The 18702-nt window shown below is 33.5% G+C and carries 16 protein-coding genes; 5 read left to right on the top strand and 11 right to left on the bottom strand.

All coding sequences use genetic code 11. The features are described from left to right. The first annotated feature begins 90 nt into the window (after nucleotides 1-90). Nucleotides 91-738, top strand: a complete 648-nt coding sequence (locus AA088_RS11635; RefSeq protein ID WP_052752879.1) for a class I SAM-dependent methyltransferase — start codon at nucleotides 91-93, stop codon at nucleotides 736-738. Between the two features lie 59 nt (nucleotides 739-797). Then, nucleotides 798-2294 carry an oligosaccharide flippase family protein gene (locus AA088_RS11630; RefSeq protein WP_046745165.1) on the top strand — a complete coding sequence of 499 codons (1497 nt, stop codon included), beginning with the start codon at nucleotides 798-800 and terminating at the stop codon, nucleotides 2292-2294. Nucleotides 2295-2299: 5 nt separating this feature from the next. Here AA088_RS11630 and mscL read toward each other — a convergent pair whose 3' ends face one another. From mscL to gcvP, 3 genes are all read right to left on the bottom strand, one after another. Next, complete coding sequence (mscL, locus tag AA088_RS11625) at nucleotides 2300-2755, bottom strand: large conductance mechanosensitive channel protein MscL (protein ID WP_046745164.1); 456 nt, start codon at nucleotides 2753-2755, stop codon at nucleotides 2300-2302. Between the two features lie 64 nt (nucleotides 2756-2819). Next, nucleotides 2820-3878, bottom strand: a complete 1059-nt coding sequence (locus AA088_RS11620; RefSeq protein ID WP_046745163.1) for a 3-oxoacyl-ACP synthase III family protein — start codon at nucleotides 3876-3878, stop codon at nucleotides 2820-2822. 243 nt (nucleotides 3879-4121) lie between these two features. Beyond that, entirely contained in the window at nucleotides 4122-6968 is a 2847-nt protein-coding gene (gcvP, locus tag AA088_RS11615; protein WP_046745162.1) for an aminomethyl-transferring glycine dehydrogenase, read from the bottom strand. Nucleotides 6969-7316: 348 nt separating this feature from the next. Here gcvP and AA088_RS11610 point away from each other — a divergent pair, with 348 nt between their 5' ends. Then, nucleotides 7317-7934: a UbiA prenyltransferase family protein gene (locus AA088_RS11610; protein WP_157547167.1), complete on the top strand. Its 618-nt coding sequence runs from the start codon at nucleotides 7317-7319 to the stop codon at nucleotides 7932-7934. A 3-nt stretch (nucleotides 7935-7937) separates the two neighbouring features. On the opposite strand, the gene AA088_RS11605 is transcribed toward AA088_RS11610, so the two are convergent. The 7 genes from AA088_RS11605 to AA088_RS11570 form a co-directional block, all read right to left on the bottom strand. Beyond that, on the bottom strand, nucleotides 7938-8201 hold the full coding sequence (locus AA088_RS11605; protein ID WP_046745160.1) for a hypothetical protein: 264 nt from the start codon (nucleotides 8199-8201) through the stop codon (nucleotides 7938-7940). Nucleotides 8202-8210: 9 nt separating this feature from the next. Then, nucleotides 8211-8765, bottom strand: a complete 555-nt coding sequence (locus AA088_RS11600; protein ID WP_046745159.1) for a sigma-70 family RNA polymerase sigma factor — start codon at nucleotides 8763-8765, stop codon at nucleotides 8211-8213. Between the two features lie 88 nt (nucleotides 8766-8853). Further along, nucleotides 8854-9306, bottom strand: a complete 453-nt coding sequence (locus tag AA088_RS11595) for an SRPBCC family protein (protein ID WP_046745158.1) — start codon at nucleotides 9304-9306, stop codon at nucleotides 8854-8856. Next, nucleotides 9303-10220, bottom strand: coding sequence for a TIGR01777 family oxidoreductase (locus AA088_RS11590; RefSeq protein ID WP_046745157.1), 918 nt, complete (start codon nucleotides 10218-10220; stop codon nucleotides 9303-9305). The genes AA088_RS11595 and AA088_RS11590 overlap by 4 nt, the downstream gene beginning before the upstream one ends. A gap of 5 nt (nucleotides 10221-10225) precedes the next feature. After that, a complete protein-coding gene (locus AA088_RS11585; protein WP_046745156.1) occupies nucleotides 10226-11116 on the bottom strand; it encodes an SAM-dependent methyltransferase in 891 nt (296 codons plus the stop codon). 406 nt (nucleotides 11117-11522) lie between these two features. Continuing rightward, complete coding sequence (locus AA088_RS11575) at nucleotides 11523-12026, bottom strand: GbsR/MarR family transcriptional regulator (RefSeq protein ID WP_046745154.1); 504 nt, start codon at nucleotides 12024-12026, stop codon at nucleotides 11523-11525. A 153-nt stretch (nucleotides 12027-12179) separates the two neighbouring features. After that, nucleotides 12180-14213, bottom strand: coding sequence for a M3 family metallopeptidase (locus AA088_RS11570; protein ID WP_046745153.1), 2034 nt, complete (start codon nucleotides 14211-14213; stop codon nucleotides 12180-12182). A 161-nt stretch (nucleotides 14214-14374) separates the two neighbouring features. Here AA088_RS11570 and AA088_RS11565 point away from each other — a divergent pair, with 161 nt between their 5' ends. Beyond that, nucleotides 14375-16822: a T9SS type A sorting domain-containing protein gene (locus AA088_RS11565; RefSeq protein ID WP_046745152.1), complete on the top strand. Its 2448-nt coding sequence runs from the start codon at nucleotides 14375-14377 to the stop codon at nucleotides 16820-16822. Between the two features lie 74 nt (nucleotides 16823-16896). Next, nucleotides 16897-17694, top strand: a complete 798-nt coding sequence (locus tag AA088_RS11560; RefSeq protein WP_046745151.1) for a T9SS type A sorting domain-containing protein — start codon at nucleotides 16897-16899, stop codon at nucleotides 17692-17694. A 522-nt stretch (nucleotides 17695-18216) separates the two neighbouring features. On the opposite strand, the gene purE is transcribed toward AA088_RS11560, so the two are convergent. Continuing rightward, a complete protein-coding gene (gene purE / locus AA088_RS11555) occupies nucleotides 18217-18702 on the bottom strand; it encodes a 5-(carboxyamino)imidazole ribonucleotide mutase (protein ID WP_046745150.1) in 486 nt (161 codons plus the stop codon).

Here is an 18702-nt window from a genome sequence, read left to right as displayed (position 1 = left end):
GGTAAAACAACAACGTTAAAATACGGCATTCGGAAAATAAATGATTAATATTGTGACTTTAAACGAAGCGATCATTTTTTATCTCAACAGATGGAATTTTTAAAAAAAATACTCCGAAAATATAAACCTACCGCAAGAGTATTGGAATTGTATTTTTTCTCTAAAAAATACCTAACGCCTAAAGGTTGGTTTTTAAGTCGATTTTTATCAACTCCAGTTGATCAACACAATTCGCCATTGCCTTGGTTTACGTATGCGTCGATTCATTTCATCACACAAAAACTAGAAAACACATCGTTCAAAGTATTTGAATATGGAAGTGGAAACTCAACACTTTGGTTTGCTCCCAAAGTAAAAAGTATGCTTTCGGTTGAACATGACAAAGTATATTTTGATCTAAAAAAGAACGAGATCAGTGCGCTGTCAAACGTAGCATATGAATGCATTCCGTTAGAAGAAGGATACAGTGCTAAAATACTTGAATTTACGAACGAATTTGACATTATCGTGATCGATGGTAGAGATCGTGTCGCTTGTGCAAAAAACTGCATCAACGCGCTAAAAGAGGACGGAATCGTGATTTGGGACAACTCTGACCGAACCGAATATGAAGAAGGATACGAACACTTTCGACAAAACGGATTCAAGAAAATCAACTTTCAAGGATTAGGACCTATCAATCATCGAGAATGGGAAACATCTATATTCTACAGAAGTAACAATTGTTTTAACATATAGAACAACATCGGAGACACAATCCAAAAATCCGTACATTTGTTTTTATAATTACTGCGCGCTTGGAAAATCACCAAAAAGAAGTATCATCACAAACGCTTAAATTTAGTATCATTAATTATATTGGTGCTGCTATCGGAATTGTATCTACGCTGTTTATTTACCCTAATAATAAAGAGTTTCTAGGAATTATCCGTTATATTTTTGACGGTGCACAAATTTTAATGGCTTTTTTTGTGTTTGGAACTTCACAATCGTTGGTGAATTATTTTCCACGATTTAAAAACTCAAGTAACGAACGGAATTCTTTTTTTTCAACAACCTTATTCGTCGTAGTGATTAATAGTATGCTATTTTCAGTAATGTTTTTATTATTAGCAAATTCTTTAAAGCATCTGTTTCCAGCTATACGCACGTTTGATTATTTAGGATATTCGATAGTTGTAGGATTTTCATTTGCAATTATGGATATAAGCAAGCGACAAGCATCTAATTATAAGAAAATTGCAATTCCTACGTTACTAGAACGCTTTTCGGTTAAAGTGTTTTTTCCTCTAATTTTTTTATTGTTATTGGGAGATTATATTTCGGTTGAAACAGGAAAGCTTGTGTATACACTTTGCTTTGTTATCTTGATGTTGGTAGCTTTGCGATATGTCATAAAAGTGTCTCGTATTCAATTTCGTTTTCGCCCGAAAGAAGTCTTTAATCCTTCTTTTAGAAGAGAATATGTTCAATATAGTCTTTTTGCTTTTTTTAGTATTCTCGGTTCTTTATTAGCATTTAAGATTGATGGTATTATGGTGCCCAACTTGATAGAAGGAAGCAATGCGATGACAGCCAATGGAACATATAGTATTGGTGTAGTTTTGGCAGCAACATTGGCAATTCCAGCAATTGGATTGTACACAATTTATAGTCCAATTATCACAGAGCTGATTGCCAAAGACGATATTTCTTCCCTAGGTAAAAAATATCAAGAAGTGTCTAAATTATTGTTTGCGATAGGAGGATTTCTATTTAGCTGTATCTACTTAGGTGTTGAAGATTTGTTCTCTATTTTGCCTACACGAGAAAATTTAATGGACACCATTCCGGTAATCTTGATTTTGAGTTTTAATGTTGTGATTGATATGACCACATCTTTTAACTCTCATATTTTATTGTATTCAAAGTACTATCGTTTTAACATGATTGCTATTGCTATATTAGTGCTATTAAATATTACGTTAAATATATATTTTATAAAATATCTTGATTTAGGAATTGAAGGTGCCGCATATGCAACATTGATCTCAATGACGTTGTACAACAGTGTCAAATTAGTGTTTATCTACACAAAATATAAAATTCAACCATTCACAAAAAAACACCTTCTATTGCTTATTTCTTTCGTGGGAAGTGCAAGTTTACTGTATCAAATTCCAGCAACCAATTCAACACTTTTAGACATCGTAATCAAAGTAGGAGTGTTCATGCTTTTAAATGGATTTTTGATTTACAAATTACGAATGATTCCAGCATTGAATGATTGGCTGGCTACATTTAAAATTAAATAGAAAGATTACTTTTTTAGCGCATTTTTTTCGGTAATTTCCAATTGACGTTCTAGCAATTCTGTCATTCGATTCAATAGTTCTATTTCTTTAGGTGTAGCGACTGTTTTGTTTTTTGGATCTTGTGCTTTATTTCGAATAGAGTTCATGAATTTCACTACTAAAAATACAACAAACCCTATAATAGCAAAGTCCATTAATACTTCAAGAAGTTTACCGTAAGCAATAGCAACTTCTTGAACTTTTACAGTAGTATCTTCTATAATGGCTTCACGTAAAATTAATTTTTTGTCAGACCAGTTGATTTCATCTGTCAATAAAGATAGTGGCGGCAAAAACACTTCTTTTACCAATACATCTACCACTTTATTGAAGGCAGCACCAATAATAACACCAATTGCGATGTCTATCATATTTCCTTTAACAGCAAATTCTTTGAACTCTTTAAATAGTCTTCGTGTCATGCTATAATTTTTTGGCAAAAATAGCACTCCTTTTTTTAGTTATAGAATGTGGTATAAAATAATTTTAATACTGGTAAATGACAGCGTTGATATTCATTCCAGCACCTACACTCGCAAACATAATAATATCTCCTTTTTGAATTTCTTGGTTTTCCACTTTTCCTTTTGTTACCATGTCAAAAAGTGTAGGAACAGTTGCAACAGAGCTATTTCCGAGTTTATGAATATTCATAGGCATAATCCCTTCGGGAACTTTTTGATCATACAATTGATAGAAGCGGTGAATGATAGCTTCATCCATTTTTTCATTAGCTTGATGAATGAAGATTTTCTTTAATTCTTTAATTGTTTTGCCACTTTTATCTAAGCAAGCTTTCATGGCTAAAGGAACGTTGGTGAGAGCAAATTCATAAATTTTTCGTCCATACATTTTGATATAACGTGTGTCTTTGCATAACTCCTGATTGTTTGACTTTCCAAAGAAAAGATAATATGCCTCATCATATGCAAATGTAGCTGTTTCATGTGCGATAATTCCACCGTCATTATTTGTAGCTTCTAAGATGGTAGCGCCAGCGCCGTCAGAATAAATCATCGAATCCCTATCGTGTTTGTCAACAACTCTCGACAATGTTTCGGCACCAATAACCAAACATTTTTTTGCAATTCCCGCTTTGATAAAAGCATTGGCTTGAATCATTCCTTCAACCCAACCAGGACAACCAAAAAGAATATCGTATGCAACACATTTAGGGTTTTTAATACGTAAACTGTGTTTAACTCTACTTGCTAAACTTGGTAAAATATCACTCTGGATGGCATTGTGTTTTACATCGCCAAAATTATGAGCAAAGATGATATAGTCTAGTTCTTCAGGGTTAATTTTGGCATCAGCAATTGCTTTTTCGGCAGCAAAAAAAGCCAAATCGGAAGCATTGTGATGATTTTTAGCATATCTGCGTTCACCAATTCCAGTAATGGCTTTGAATTTTTTTATAATAACATTGGTGTTTTGCTTAAAAGGGCTACCATCATCATTTAAGAATTGATGTTGGTAAAAGTTTTCATTAGTTTCAACTTCAGAGGGAATATAGCATCCAGTTCCTGTGATTTTCACGTTCATACAGCTATGAATTTTAGGGTTTATGAATACTAAATTAACGATTATACTTTTTCTTTATTTAGCAAAATGTACAAATTTGCAATTTTTGAGGATATTGCATTCAAATGTTAATGTTTTGAAATATTTTTAATTTAGAATAGGTTTTATTGAGAAATGTTAAAGTGTGTTTAGGGAATAATCATAAAAAAAGGAACATTTATGAAAAATGTTCCTTTTTTTTGAAGTTATTTTAACTATTGTAGTTTAGGCTTCAGCATATGCTTCAATTGGCGCACATGTACAAATAAGGTTTCTGTCTCCATAAGCATCATCAACTCTACGAACAGAAGGCCAAAATTTATTTTCGGCAACATATGAAAGTGGGAATGCAGCTTTTTGTCGCGAGTAAGGAAGATTCCATTCGTCAGCAGTTAGCATTTGTAAAGTGTGAGGAGCGTTTTTCATCACATTATTGGTGTCGTTTGCACTTGCTTCAGAGATTTCTTCAAAAATAGATAGCATTGCATCACAGAATCGATCTAATTCAGCAATACTTTCACTTTCAGTAGGTTCTATCATAATCGTTCCATTTACAGGGAATGATACTGTTGGTGCATGAAAACCATAATCCATCAAGCGCTTTGCAATGTCTGTAACTTCAATACCATTTTGTTTGAATGGTCTACAATCGATAATCATTTCGTGAGCACAACGTCCGCGGTCGTTGGTATATAAAATTGTATACTTGCTTTCTAAACGGCCTTTGATATAGTTTGCATTTAAAATTGCATATTGTGTCGCATCTGTTAAGCCTTTAGACCCCAACATTGCAATATATCCATAGGAAATTAAGCATACTAAAGCGCTTCCCCAAGGAGCAGAAGAAATAGCTGTAATAGCATTTTCTCCACCTGTTTTAATAACCGGGTTGCTTGGTAAAAATGGTGCTAAATGTGAAGCTACACATATAGGACCAACTCCAGGACCACCACCACCATGAGGAATGGCAAATGTTTTGTGAAGGTTTAAGTGACAAACATCCGCACCAATTGTAGCAGGATTTGTTAAACCTACTTGTGCATTCATATTGGCGCCATCCATGTATACTTGTCCGCCGTTATCGTGAATTATTTTTGTAATTTCTTTAATAGTAGCTTCAAACACACCATGTGTAGAAGGATAAGTTACCATTAAAGCCGCTAAATTATCTTTGTGTAATTCTGCTTTTTCACGTAAATCTTCTACGTCAATATTTCCGTCTTCAGTAGTTTTAGTTACCACAACTTTCATTCCTGCCATGACAGCACTTGCAGGATTGGTTCCGTGGGCAGAAGAAGGAATTAAACAGATGTCACGGTGCGAATCATTGTTGGCTTCGTGATAGGCTCTAATAACCATTAATCCTGCAAATTCTCCTTGAGCTCCTGAGTTTGGCTGTAGTGAAGTGCCAGCAAAACCAGTCACAACATTTAATTGATGCTCAAGCTCTTTCAACAGAATTTGGTAACCTTCGGCTTGATCTGTAGGAACAAAAGGGTGAATATTATTCCATTGAGGAGAACTTAGTGATAACATTTCTGCGGCAGCGTTCAATTTCATCGTACAAGAACCCAAAGCTATCATTGAATGATTTAAAGAAAGGTCTTTACGTTCTAGTTTTTTGATGTAACGCATCATTTCAGTTTCTGAATGATAACTGTTGAATACTTCTTCTTCTAAAAAGGAAGTTTTTCTAGCAACAGAAGGCGTTATTTTAGTTTCTTCAGTATGTATAACTTCTACAGTTTCTTTTTCAATAGAAGCAGCAAAAATGAAGATAATATCTTGTAAATCACGATCGGTAGTCGCTTCATTTATAGAAATTCCAATCGTTTCTTCATCAATATATAAAAAGTTTACATCGTTTTGCTCGGCAATCTCTTTTACTTTTTCAGCATTGGCTTTTACAACGATTGTGTCAAAAAAGGTAGAGTTGGTTTGCTCAAATCCTAATGATGTTAATGTATTTGCCAAGTTTACAGCTTTAGTGTGTACTTTGTTGGCAATATAGCGCAGTCCATTAGGACCATGATATACAGCATACATTCCAGCCATGACAGCTAGTAATACTTGCGCTGTACAAATATTTGAAGTTGCTTTGTCTCGCTTAATGTGTTGTTCACGTGTTTGTAAAGCCATGCGAAGAGCACGGTTTCCATCTGTGTCACGAGTGATTCCAATGATACGCCCAGGAATGAAACGCTTGTATTCTTCTTTGGTAGCGAAAAAACCTGCATGAGGTCCGCCATATCCTAAAGGAATTCCAAAACGTTGTGTAGTTCCAACCACTACATCTACACCAAAATTCCCTGGAGATTCTAACAATACTAAACTTAAAATATCAGCAGCTACTGCTACTTTGATTTCGTTTGCATTGGCTTTTTCTGTAAACGCTCTATAATCGAAAATTTGGCCGTATTTTCCAGGATATTGTAGTAATGCACCAAAATATTCTGAAGAAAAATCAAATTCTTCATGATTTCCGAAAACCAATTCAATTCCAATTGGAATAGCTCTTGTTTTTAAAAGAGAGATTGTTTGTGGTAATACTTCATTAGACACGAAAAATTTTGCTACATCATTTTTTTTCTGAGTTCTAGAACGCACTGCATATAACATAGTCATGGCTTCTGCTGCTGCGGTACTTTCGTCTAATAGAGAAGCATTGGAAAGTTCCATCCCCGTTAATTCAGTGACGACTGTTTGGAAATTCAATAAAGCTTCTAATCTTCCTTGAGCAATTTCTGCTTGGTAGGGTGTATACGCAGTATACCAACCTGGGTTTTCAAGAATATTTCGTTGAATCACTGGAGGAGTTACGGCTTCGTGGTATCCTAATCCAATGTAGCTTTTAAAAATTTTATTGTGACCAGCCAAATGTTGCATGTGCGACAAAAATTCGTACTCACTCAATCCTTCAGGAAGTTCTAGAGCTTTTTGCAATCGGATGTCGTTAGGAATAGTTTCATTAATCAATTGATCTAATGAGTCAACTCCAATAGTTTTTAACATTTGAGGAATATCTTGCGTGCGAATTCCGTTGTGTCTCAATGAAAAAGAATCAGTTTTCATCAGCTATATTTTTTCTTTTTATAGTTGCGTTTATGGCATGCAAAAGTACAACTAAAAAATTACATCTTTACAATTTTATAAACATCCTCATAGGGAAAGTTTTTAACTAAAAATAAAGGTTATGAACAGTTTGGTTATTTTTGTTTGATGAATCTTTTTAAAAAGTTTTTCGATTTTTACTTAGATAGCAGTATTCATATAGGGTTGAGTGTGTATTCATTGACTTATATTACGTTGTTATACTTTCGGTTGCCGTATGATGAAGCTGTGCTATATTTCACATTTTACGGTACAATTGTGACGTACAATTTTATTAAGTATGGAAGTTCTGCTAAAAAGTATTTTTTTATGGAAACCAAGTACTTAAAGGTAATACAATTGGTTAGTTTTGGGTGTTTTGTTTTAGCACTTTATTATGCGGTTCAATTGCAAGTAATTACGTTGTTAATTGCTGTAGGATTGACTTTGCTTTCTTCTTTATATATTATTCCTTTTTTGCCAAATCAAAAAAACTTTAGAACGTTGCCAGGGTTTAAGATTTCAATTGTTGCTTTATGTTGGACAGGTGTAACAGTAATTCTGCCCATGGCAAATGCAAATATCCTGTTTGCTACAGACATTTCAATTGTACTTGTATGTGTACAGCGTTTTATTTTAATCTTGATTTTGATGATTCCTTTTGAGATTAGTGATTTATCGTATGATGAAGAAGCTTTAGGAACTTTACCACAGCGTATAGGAATCAAGTATACCAAATATGTTACCTATGTGTGGATTGGAATTTTTTTACTCTTTGCATATTTGTTACAAAATCAATTAGACTCGCATTTGTATGTTACGTTGACAATTGCCTGTTTGTTGTTTTTATCAATCTGGTATTCAAGCATAAAAAAATCGAAATACTATACCGCTTTTTGGGTGGAAAGTATTCCGATTGTATGGTTGATACTATTGTTAACTATGTAAACTTTAGTATTTTTTCATTTCTTCTTGCAGTTTTCGTTGCATTTCTTCTTTTTTATCTCTCTCAATAGCATCAATCTTCGATTTTTTCATCAATTTCGTTAATTTACCATTGTTATTTGAGTAGGCTCTTGTAATGTGACACCAAGAAAGTCTCACATTCAGTTTTACTTTTTCCCAAAAAGTAGCTTCGCCATATTGTGCTTTGTCACAAATATGTTTGGCTTCTTCACAAGAAATAAAAAATTTATATTTAGTTTTTGTACTCATTTTTTCAATTTAATACCAATTTTCTTCTAAACATTCAGAGAGAGCTGTACGCGCTCTGTGGATAATTACCCAAAGGTTAGACGCTGTAATATTCAGTTCATTACAGATTGTTTCTGTGTCATACCCTAAAATCGTTTTCATTTTAAAAATCATTGCTTGCTTTTCAGGAAGTTTATCAATACATTCTTCAATAGCAAGTCCGAGTTCTTCATTTTGAATTTGATCTTCTGCGTTTCGGTCAAAATTATCTGCAACACGTTCTTCCAGCCAATCGCCTTCCGATTCTGTGTCAGCATTATAGGCTATTCGAACTTCTGCTTGTCCCTTTTTAGAGTTTATTTTACGATAGTAATCAATAATTTTTCTTTTTAGGATAGAGATAAGCCATGTACGCTCAGAAGCATCACCCTTAAAGTTCGCCATTGATTTCAATCCAGCAAAAAACGTTTCTTGCACGAGATCTTGGGCAGTTTCTCTATCTTTTACCCTTACAATAGTGTAATTGAAGAGATAATCAGCATAGAGTGTAATCCAGTTGTTTGGATCCAATTGATTGTTTGGCATTTGAGAGCAATTGTTTTTTCAAATGTAGTTGATAATTGTTGAAATAAAAAATTATACATACATAAGAAGATATAGCTGTTTTTTGTGGCTATGTCAATGTTGCCTTTTGTTGCAAATGACGGTTTCTATTTAGTAAAAAGCGAGTGAGATATGACCTTAATAATAGTGTGTCAAAGAGTTTCCCAATACGACCTAACGGAACTTCATATGTAAAGACATCTGTCATTTTAGTTTCATTATTAATTTCTTCAAATATATGTTCGTGTAGCATACTTTTGAAAACACCTTTTACCATTTTATCTACAAAATAGGTCGGCGAATTAAACTCAGAAATTATACTAGTGTGTTGAAAGTATATACCAAAGTGTTTGGCTCGCCATGTGACGGTTTCTCCTAAACCAATTTTTCCAGAAGTTATACCTGCTATTGCTTTTTCATGCGTATGTTTGTTTGATAGTTCATGTTCTGAAATGTCTCTAGCTATATTAAATACTACTTCAATGGGAGCTTTAATATGAGTAGTTAGTTTGATAGTGGTCATGTTCGTTGAGTGATTTCTGTGATAGCTTCTTTGACAATTGGATAATTGAATTTGAATCCAGATTCTACCAACTTTTTAGGAATTACATATCTGCTTTTTAAAATTAATTCAGTTTCTGTACCTATTATTTTTGCGCCTAGTTTCAATACCCAAACAGGTTGAAATAGTCCAACAGGTATTTTCATTACATCTCGAATGATTTTCATGAATTGCTTGTTGGGTATCGGATTTGGAGCTGTGATATTGTATATCCCATATTTATGCTCGTCAATTAAAAATGCTACTGCACGACAAAAATCGTATTCGTGAATCCAGCTTACTTTTTGATTTCCTTTTCCTTGAGTACCGCCTAAACCAAATTTTACTAAATTCTGTAGCGGAATAAATGCACCTCCATTTTTACCAAGCACGATTGAAGTGCGTAAAGCAATTTTAAAAGTTCGAGGAGTTTTACATGTAAAAAATGCTTGTTCCCATGCTGTTGCAACACTCATTGAAAAATCGTGTCCGATACTCCCTTTTTCTTCGGTCATTTTTTGGTGCAATGAATGTTCATAAATTGTCGCTGTTGAGGAGTTTATCCATACTTTGGGAGGTACAACACATGCCTGTATTGCCTTGCCTAATATTGAGGTAGATTGGACACGCGAGTTTAAAATGGCAGTTTTATTCTTTTGGGTGTAACGGCAGTCTACAGACTTTCCTGTTAAGTTAATCAATACGTCTGCTCCTTCGAGTTCTGTTATCCAAATATCTATTGTTTCAGCATTCCATTGAACATACCGCACATTTTCCTGAATGTTCTTTTTTTCTTGTCTTGATAAGATGACAATTTCATAGTTTTTTGGTAAAAAATGAGCAACTAAAGCTTGACCTAAAAAGCCTGTGCCACCTGCAATAACCATTTTTTTCATGTTTTTTATTTTTTAGCTGTGATAATGTAGTATCCAAAGTTTGATAGACTTAGACTAGAAAGTAATGCAAAAAAGGAACCTTTTAAGTTTTGAATGGTTTCTGGTTTTAAGGTTTCTTTCTTGAGAAATTTTTTCAAAATAAAGCCACTTATAGAGAAGGGAACATGTAATACTGAAGGAGCAACTCTGTACCAAATGTTTTCCACTGTAATCTCTTTGAATCCTATAGATTTCAAATTGGCAGTTACTTGATGTATGTTTGCTAAACTTTCTAAACTCCAGGAATGACACAATCCTTTATACGTATTTTTTGCTATTGAATTCATTTGACTATAATCTTTCTTCGTAAAAGCATCGGCTATAACAAAGTATGTATTTGGTTTTAAAATCCGATAAGCTTCTTCTAAGGAAGCTTTGTTGCAACCTGAGTGGCATAAACTTTCAATCGCAATTGCTCCATCATAATATTGATTTTCAAAAAATGTACGTTGATAGTCTCTATTAAGAATAGTGCCACGTTCTGACTGTATTAATTGATAACCTTTTTTCACTTGAAAAGGAGAAATAGTCAGCCCTGTAATTGCAAGTTTTGGATATTTTTGAATACCATATCGGATTGATCCGCCCATTCCACAACCAAGATCTACAATATGTTTTTTCTGATCAGTAACGTGTAAGCGACTAAAAATTTCTTTATTCATTTGGTTCAACATTGTATCACGTTTCAATAAGCTAGTTTGAAAAGGGACATAGTAACCAAAATGCATGTTTAAATCACGACTCCAAAATCGATAATCTTCTGTTGCTCCATCATAAAAATCAATAACACGTTCTTTTACAGAAGTTGGTTTGTAAAGTTCTTTTGATACATAAGAAAGTAGACAAAGGTTTTTCATAATACTTGTTGATTTAATTTATAGATGATGTAGGTGAAATAAGTGCCGATAAGCATTGGAACAACAAAGAAAAATATGATTGAGCCACTAGTGTTTGAGACTAAACTCCAAAAAAGAATCAAAAACGCAGTAGTTATAATTCCATATACCTTTAAATGTAACTGGATTGTTTTGCTAAATTTTCCATAATTAAAAAGCAGTATGAGAAAAAATAATACTTGAACTATGCCTAAAAGGACTTGCATATACATGCCGAAAATAATTGTTGTGTACAATACTAATGTGAGCACATAAATGATGTTGTTGATGTAATACATAAATTTCATAACTATTGTATATTTTAAACTTTCAAAAAATATTGAAATAATGATTAAAAATAAAAAGGAAGCTCAGTTCCTTTTATTTACTATTTTAAGAGCTTAATAAAGGTTTTTGTAAGCCAATTAGACTCTTGATTTACGATACGATTCATAATAGAATCAGCAGTTTCTGCCAGCTCATGAAGTGATTTCGTTTGTTTGATAAATTCTTTGGTTTTAGCACTTCCATCATCTTCAATATTGCTCACTTCTTTTAACACTTTAAGTGTAGGCTGAATTTCTCTTCGACTACGTTCACGAGCTATTTGTTTGGCTAGTTCATTTACGTCTTTTTCTGATGAAAAGAATTCTTTACGTTCACCAGCAATAGAAGTTTTGTATACAATTCCCCAATCAATTAACTGTCGTAAATTCATACTTGTATTTCCTCTTGAAATTTGTAATTGCTCCATGATATCTTCCATAGATAATGGCTCAGGAGAAATTAATAGCAGCGCATGAATTTGTGCCATAGCTTTGTTAATGCCCCATAATGTTCCAAGTGAGCCCCAAGTTTGAATAAATTTATCTTTTGCTTCTAAGTAATTCATAGTACAAATATATAATATATTTTAAACTTTCAATATTTTTTGAAAGTTTATTCTTGTTTTTTAATAAATTGAATACTATCGCTTTGGTCAGTAGTAAGTGTAACCAAAGCGATATATTACTATTTTTTTAGAATCTTATAAAAGATATTAAACTTATTCGGTAAGTAAGCCTGCACGCTTGAGAAGGGCCTCAGGTTTCGGTTCACTACCTCGGAAACGTTTGTAAAGTGTCATAGGATGTTCTGTTCCACCTTTTGATAATACATGTGTCGCAAATTTACTGGCAATCTCTTTACTAAAAATATCATGCTCTTTAAAATATTCAAAAGCATCTGCATCTAATACTTCTGCCCATTTGTAACTGTAATATCCAGAAGAGTAACCTCCTTGAAATATATGAGAAAAGGAAGTGCTCATTGCTGTTTTAGGATTTTCAGGAAACAAACGTGTCTTGTTAAACGCTTTATCTTCATGTTCTTTTACATTTGTAACACTAGAAGGATCAATTCCATGCCAGCTCATGTCAAGTAACCCGAAACTCAACTGACGTAGAGTAGCCATGCCTTCTAAGAAGGTAGCAGAAGCCTTGATCTTTTCAATATATTCCATCGGGATTATTTCACCTGTTTCATAATGCTTGGCAAAAATGGCGAGGGCTTCAGCTTCGTAGCACCAATTTTCCATGATTTGACTTGGCAATTCAACGAAATCCCAAAAAACAGAGGTGCCGCTTAAGCTTGGGTATGTAGTATCTGCTAACATACCATGTAATGCATGTCCAAATTCATGAAATAGCGTTGTTACTTCATTAAATGTAAGTAATGAAGGTTTGGAAGCTGTTGGTTTAGTGAAATTACATACAATTGATATATGTGGGCGTTCAACGCTTCCATTTTTTCGTAATTGTGGCTTGTAAGAAGTCATCCATGCACCATTTCGTTTTCCTTTTCGTGGATGGAAATCAGCATAAAAAACAGCCACAAAATTGTCGTCACCATTGTACACTTCGTACGTTTTAACATCTTCGTGGTACGTATCGATATCAAAAACTTGTTTAAAGCGTAAATCAAATAGTTTGTTGGCAACTGTAAATGCACCATCAATTACATTTTCTAACTTAAAATAAGGCTTTAACTTTTCATCATCTAAGTCAAAAAGTTCTTGCTTTAACTTTTCAGAATAATATGCATTGTCCCAGCTTTGTAGTTGCTCAATACCGTCAATTTTTTGTGCAAAGTTTGATAATTGTTTGAATTCGCGTTCTGCCGCAGGTTTTGCTTTTTCAAGTAACTCTTCCAAGAAAGAAATTACTTTTTCAGGTGTTTCTGCCATACGTTCTTCCAATACAAAATGGGCATGCGTTTTATACCCTAGTAAGTTGGCGCGTTGATGACGTAGTTTGGCAATTTGTAGGACATTTTCTTGATTGTCCAATTCGTCTCCTTTAAAGCATTTAGAGCCAAAAGCAGTAGCCATTTGTTGACGCAATTCCCGATTTTCAGCATATTTCATGAAAGGAATGTAACTTGGGTAATTCAAAGTGAAAATCCACCCATCTTTATTTTCGCTTTCTGCAAGTGTTTTGGCAGCTTCCAAAGCACCTGCAGGAATTCCTTTTACATCATTTTCAAGAGTTAGGTGTAATTGAAATTTATTGGTTTCTGCTAGTACGTTTTCGCCAAAAGTAAGACTGAGTTTTGCTAATTGTTTATCAATGTTTCGTAAGATTTCTTTTTTTTCTTGAGGTAAATTAGCTCCATTCCTAGAAAATGATTTAAACTTTTTATCTAATAATGTTTGTTGTTCGGTAGATAAATTGAGATGCTCTTTTTCAGAATATACTGCTTTTACTCTTTCAAAAAGGGCTTCATTGAGCGTAATGTCATTTGACAGTTCAGTTAGTTTTGGAGAAATCTCTTGCGCAATTTTTTGAATAGTTTCGTTGGTTTCGGCAGAATTTAGATTGAAAAATATGCTTGTAATACGATCTAATTGCTCGCCTGAATATTCTAATGCCTCAATGGTGTTCTCAAAAGTAGGCGTTTCTGACGTGTTAGTAATGGCATCAATTTCTGCTTTTGTCTTTACAATTTCAGCTTCAATGGCTGATTTAAATTCGTTTATTTGAATTTTTGAAAAAGGAGCAGTTGTATATTTTGTAGGAAATTTTTTGTTTAGGATTGTCATTTTAACGATTGAATTGTATAGTTTATCGAAATTGAACTCATGTTTTTGTAAGAAAAAGCTAGCTTTACGAGAAATATATACCTTGTATATAAATTAGTTTTTCTATACTTCTTTAAAAACCAAAGATAGAGAAATTGCGTATATATTTAAAAAGCTAAATAATGAAAAAGATACAATTACTCACGTTACTATTGCTTGTAGTGTCTCATATTATAGCGCAACCATCTACAGATGGATATTATCTTGACGGGACAAACGACTACATTGAATTGACAGATTCAGATAATATAAACACTACCACAATCAACAATAGAACCATTGAAGGTTATTTTAAAGTAGACAATGGAACAAGTAGACAAGTTATATACAAAGAAGGTGGTGGTACAAGAGGAATTATGGCATATGTAGAGAATAATTATTTAATAGTTGGAGCTTATAATAGGTCAAATAGTGATTACACGCCTCGATGGGATGGAACATATTTTAGAGAGCCAATCAGTGATGATACGTGGTATCACTTCGCATTGGTTTTTGATAACTTATCTACTCCAGTAAATAATCCAATATCAGCATCAGACAATACAAATATTAAATGGTATTTAAACGGAACCTTGATGGACTCAAGAGCAGGTTTCGAAATTAGAAATCATTCTGGAGATGTAAATTTAGGGCGATCTGACTCCAATATAAGATATCCAAATTGTACTACATGGACAAGTGGAGGAAGTTCTGAATACTGTTTCGATAATAATTCTCAATCAAATTCAAATAACTATTTTGGAGGAAATATTTGGGGATTTAGAATTTGGAATGACGTTCGAACGGCTACTGAAATAGATGAAAATAAAGATGTTTTAATTACTTCTGTAGGAACAAATGATTTGGTAGGAGCTTTGGATGGAGACACCATGTATTATCTGGATGATGCAGATGCTGTTACTTCTAGGACTGCAAATAATAAAACGGTGATTACTTGGTCTGCAACTGCGAGTTCCAATAGCTGGACTACGGGAAGCAATTGGGTTGGAGGAGTTGTGCCAGATGCTAGCAAATTAGAATCGGTTATTATCCCAGTTTCGACAAACTACCCAGTGTTGACAGGACATACAATTGTAGGAGAACTAACTGTTCAGTCTTCCGCAACAATTACTGTAAATGCAGGAGCAACACTCGATGTAAATTATGACCTTACCAACAATGGAACTATTACTGTAGAAAATGATGGAGCTTTACTTTCACGAGAAAATACTCCTATAATAGGAACAGGCGATTTTATTATAAAGCGTGATTCTCCAAATTATACGAATAGATATTTTTACTCCTATTGGTCTACTCCAATTGATCAAAGTAGTAGTACAATCGTTTCTATTTTTCCTAATGTGGGAGGATACAATTATTATTGGGATGCATCAGCAAGCAATGCTTTTTGGAATAATAATCACACTCATATGGAAGTGGGAAGAGGTTATGCCTTCAGAGCAAATCATTTCAATGTAGAAACAGCTATTTTTACTGGAACGGTAAATAATGGTGATATCTCAGAACCTGTATACTATACTGTTGATCCAAATTCGAGTGAATCAGGATATAATATCATCGGAAATCCATATCCGTCAGCAATTGATTGGGAATCTTTCCAAAAAGACAATTCAGATGTAATACAAGGAACATTATATTATTGGCGACAAACGGATGCTCCTGTGGGAGATAATTTAGCTTCAGATTATATTGAGTACAATAATACAGGTTCAAATCCACTTGGTGCTGCCGATGGAAATATTGGAACTGCACAAGGATTTGCCGTGCAAGCTAAAACTGGAGGAGGAACGGTTACATTTAAAAACACACACAGAGTAGTAGCAAATAATGCGCAATTTTTTAGATCAAGTAATGAGTATGGAATGTTCTCTCCAGAAAATTCCACAAGTGCGAACAATAGCCAAACTGATGGAAGACTTTCGCTTCGCATGGCAGGAAGTGGTTTGTATGCTACGCAATTACTTGGGTTTATGCCTGAGGGAACTGAAACTTATGACGATACGTATGATGGGCCATTTATTAATGAAGGTGCAGGAATTGAATTTTATTCCTATTTAAATACTGATAAAATGTCTATTCAGGCGCTACCTGCGTTGACAAATATTGATAGAGAAATTCCATTAGGATTTCAAGTATTGTCAAGCGGGACGTACACAATTTCTATTGATGCAGATTATTTATCACAAGATTTTGATATTATTTTGGAAGATAGATATCAGGGAACGTTTACCGATTTAAGACAAGCAGCTTACACATTTACGAGTAATCCTACTGAAGAGAACGACCGATTCTTTTTAAATGTTCAATACAGAAACACGTTAAATATTGAGCCTGTTGAAACTATTGCAAACCAGATTAATGTATTACTTAAAGGAAATACTTTGCAAACATTAACTCAGCGTTCTGATATAGAAACTTTTTCCTTGTATGATATTTCTGGGAAGCAGTTATTACAAGGAGAATTTTCAAAATTAATTGCTGTTCCATCATTATCGCAAGGTGTATACATTGTAACGTACTCTATAGCTAGTGGGGCTACTGTAACAAAAAAAGTAATACGTTCATATTAATACAAAAAGAACACCGAAAGATTGCTTCTTTAATTCCCTCATAAGAGATTATTAATCCCCAAACTATCTCTACAATGAAAGTCAAATTAATTATAACTGTATTGATGTGCTTTTTAAATATTTTTAAAGCACAAGAAAAAGAAAATAATTTCCTTTCTAAAAACACGTTCGAAAAAGGAGATAGTCATCGGTTAAGCAGTCCTACAGATGGAAGAATTTCTCTTCGTTTGGCAGGGAATGGTTCATACATGACCATTCTATTAGGGTTTATCCCTGAAGGAACTGTGAATTTTGATGAAGGATATGATGGACACTTTATTAATGATGGAGCCGCCGTCGAATTTTATTCTTTGTTAGGAACAACACGATTATCCATTCAAGCCTTACCTGAACTTAACATGACAAATGTATCTGTTCCACTAGGTTATGAGCTTACTACGAATGGTACTTACACAATTTCAATTGATGCTGAATTTATAGATCCAAATTTTGATATTATTCTAGAAGATACTTATCAAAACACATTTACAGATTTAAGACAAATAAGCTACAGTTTTTCAGGCGAAATTGGAGAAGTTCATAATCGTTTTAAAATTAATTTTGATAATCGTTCTACGTTGGATGACCATCAAATAGAAGAAAACACCAAAAATGCACATGTGTTTTTTTCATCAAATAAACTTCATATTCAAACGTATAGAAAAGATTTACAAAGAATAGAGCTATTTACAATAACTGGCAAAAATTTATTAAAAACAAAATTTACTAAAAATGTGCACATAAATAATTTATCTTCTGGAGTTTATATTGTTTTATTGACAACTGATTCGGGAGAAAAGATGATTAAAAAACTAATCAAATACACAAATTAATTGCGTTTTGTCGATTAATCATGCTTGTTATCGATTCTTGAGAAAAAGCAATGCGCTCATGAAAGGAATTACTTGAGAATTAAGAATTTTGTCCTGTTGATTTAGTAGAGATATTTTTTTTCATGATAATAATACAGTATATGTAACCTACTTGATGCATTATTACAATGTTGATAGCCCTATTAACTGTATAATAATTAAAATGGATTGGTTGATTGAAAGCCCTTTAAATGCCCTTTAAAGGGTTTTTTTATGTAAAAAAGTAAAGGAAAGTAAAAAGATGTTTTTTATCGATAAGTTGGCACAGTTAAACGAGAAAACAATTTTTTGTTAATTGAAAAAGTGAAAAAAATAAACATAGCAATACATTTGAACATTCTTACAAACCGAAATTTTCCAAGTTGTTTTTTGGAATGAAAAAATGATTAATAATATGGTAGGTTAGTTTTATTTTTGAATGGTTTGTAAAGATAGGAAAGCCGCTTCATTGAAGCGGCTTTTACATTATACATACTATTTTACTTAGCTAGAAACTTTTTTAGCTCCTTCTATAACTTTTTGTTTTAATCCTTCTTTGTATACCAAAACTTTATCTAGTACACATTTATCAGCACTTCCTATAATTTGTGCCGCTAAGATTCCTGCATTTTTAGCACCATCTAAAGCGACAGTTGCCACTGGAACACCACCGGGCATTTGTAAGATTGACAATACAGAATCCCAACCATCTATGGAGTTTCTTGATTTCACAGGAACGCCAATCACCGGAAGAGGAGACAAGGAAGCAATCATTCCAGGTAAATGAGCAGCTCCGCCAGCACCAGCAATAATTACATTAATACCACGTAGATGAGCATTTTTTCCATAATCAAATAACTTATCAGGAGTTCTATGTGCAGAAACAATATCTACTTCAACTTCAATATCAAATCCTTTTAAAATATCAATTGCTTCTTGCATTATAGGAAGATCACTTGTGCTTCCCATAATAATTCCCACTTTTGCCAT

The sequence above is a fragment of the Kordia zhangzhouensis genome (assembly GCF_001005305.1).
In the GTDB taxonomy this organism is placed as follows: Bacteria; Bacteroidota; Bacteroidia; order Flavobacteriales; family Flavobacteriaceae; genus Kordia; species Kordia zhangzhouensis.
The sequence above is the reverse complement of the archived record's forward strand: the minus strand, read 5'-3'. Positions and strand labels throughout refer to the sequence as shown.

Excerpts from the sequence above, each read along its gene's own strand:
- AA088_RS11585 (WP_046745156.1), bottom strand. The coding sequence starts at position 11,116 with ATGAAAAACCTTTGTCTACTTTCTTATGTATCAAAAGAACTTTACAAA.
- AA088_RS11635 (WP_052752879.1), top strand. The coding sequence starts at position 91 with ATGGAATTTTTAAAAAAAATACTCCGAAAATATAAACCTACCGCAAGA.
- AA088_RS11600 (WP_046745159.1), bottom strand. The coding sequence starts at position 8,765 with ATGCCAAACAATCAATTGGATCCAAACAACTGGATTACACTCTATGCT.
- AA088_RS11595 (WP_046745158.1), bottom strand. The coding sequence starts at position 9,306 with ATGACCACTATCAAACTAACTACTCATATTAAAGCTCCCATTGAAGTA.
- AA088_RS11560 (WP_046745151.1), top strand. The coding sequence starts at position 16,897 with ATGAAAGTCAAATTAATTATAACTGTATTGATGTGCTTTTTAAATATT.
- AA088_RS11565 (WP_046745152.1), top strand. The coding sequence starts at position 14,375 with ATGAAAAAGATACAATTACTCACGTTACTATTGCTTGTAGTGTCTCAT.
- AA088_RS11575 (WP_046745154.1), bottom strand. The coding sequence starts at position 12,026 with ATGAATTACTTAGAAGCAAAAGATAAATTTATTCAAACTTGGGGCTCA.
- AA088_RS11605 (WP_046745160.1), bottom strand. The coding sequence starts at position 8,201 with ATGAGTACAAAAACTAAATATAAATTTTTTATTTCTTGTGAAGAAGCC.
- AA088_RS11590 (WP_046745157.1), bottom strand. The coding sequence starts at position 10,220 with ATGAAAAAAATGGTTATTGCAGGTGGCACAGGCTTTTTAGGTCAAGCT.
- mscL (WP_046745164.1), bottom strand. The coding sequence starts at position 2,755 with ATGACACGAAGACTATTTAAAGAGTTCAAAGAATTTGCTGTTAAAGGA.
- AA088_RS11620 (WP_046745163.1), bottom strand. The coding sequence starts at position 3,878 with ATGAACGTGAAAATCACAGGAACTGGATGCTATATTCCCTCTGAAGTT.
- AA088_RS11570 (WP_046745153.1), bottom strand. The coding sequence starts at position 14,213 with ATGACAATCCTAAACAAAAAATTTCCTACAAAATATACAACTGCTCCT.
- purE (WP_046745150.1), bottom strand. The coding sequence starts at position 18,702 with ATGGCAAAAGTGGGAATTATTATGGGAAGCACAAGTGATCTTCCTATA.
- gcvP (WP_046745162.1), bottom strand. The coding sequence starts at position 6,968 with ATGAAAACTGATTCTTTTTCATTGAGACACAACGGAATTCGCACGCAA.
- AA088_RS11610 (WP_157547167.1), top strand. The coding sequence starts at position 7,317 with ATGGAAACCAAGTACTTAAAGGTAATACAATTGGTTAGTTTTGGGTGT.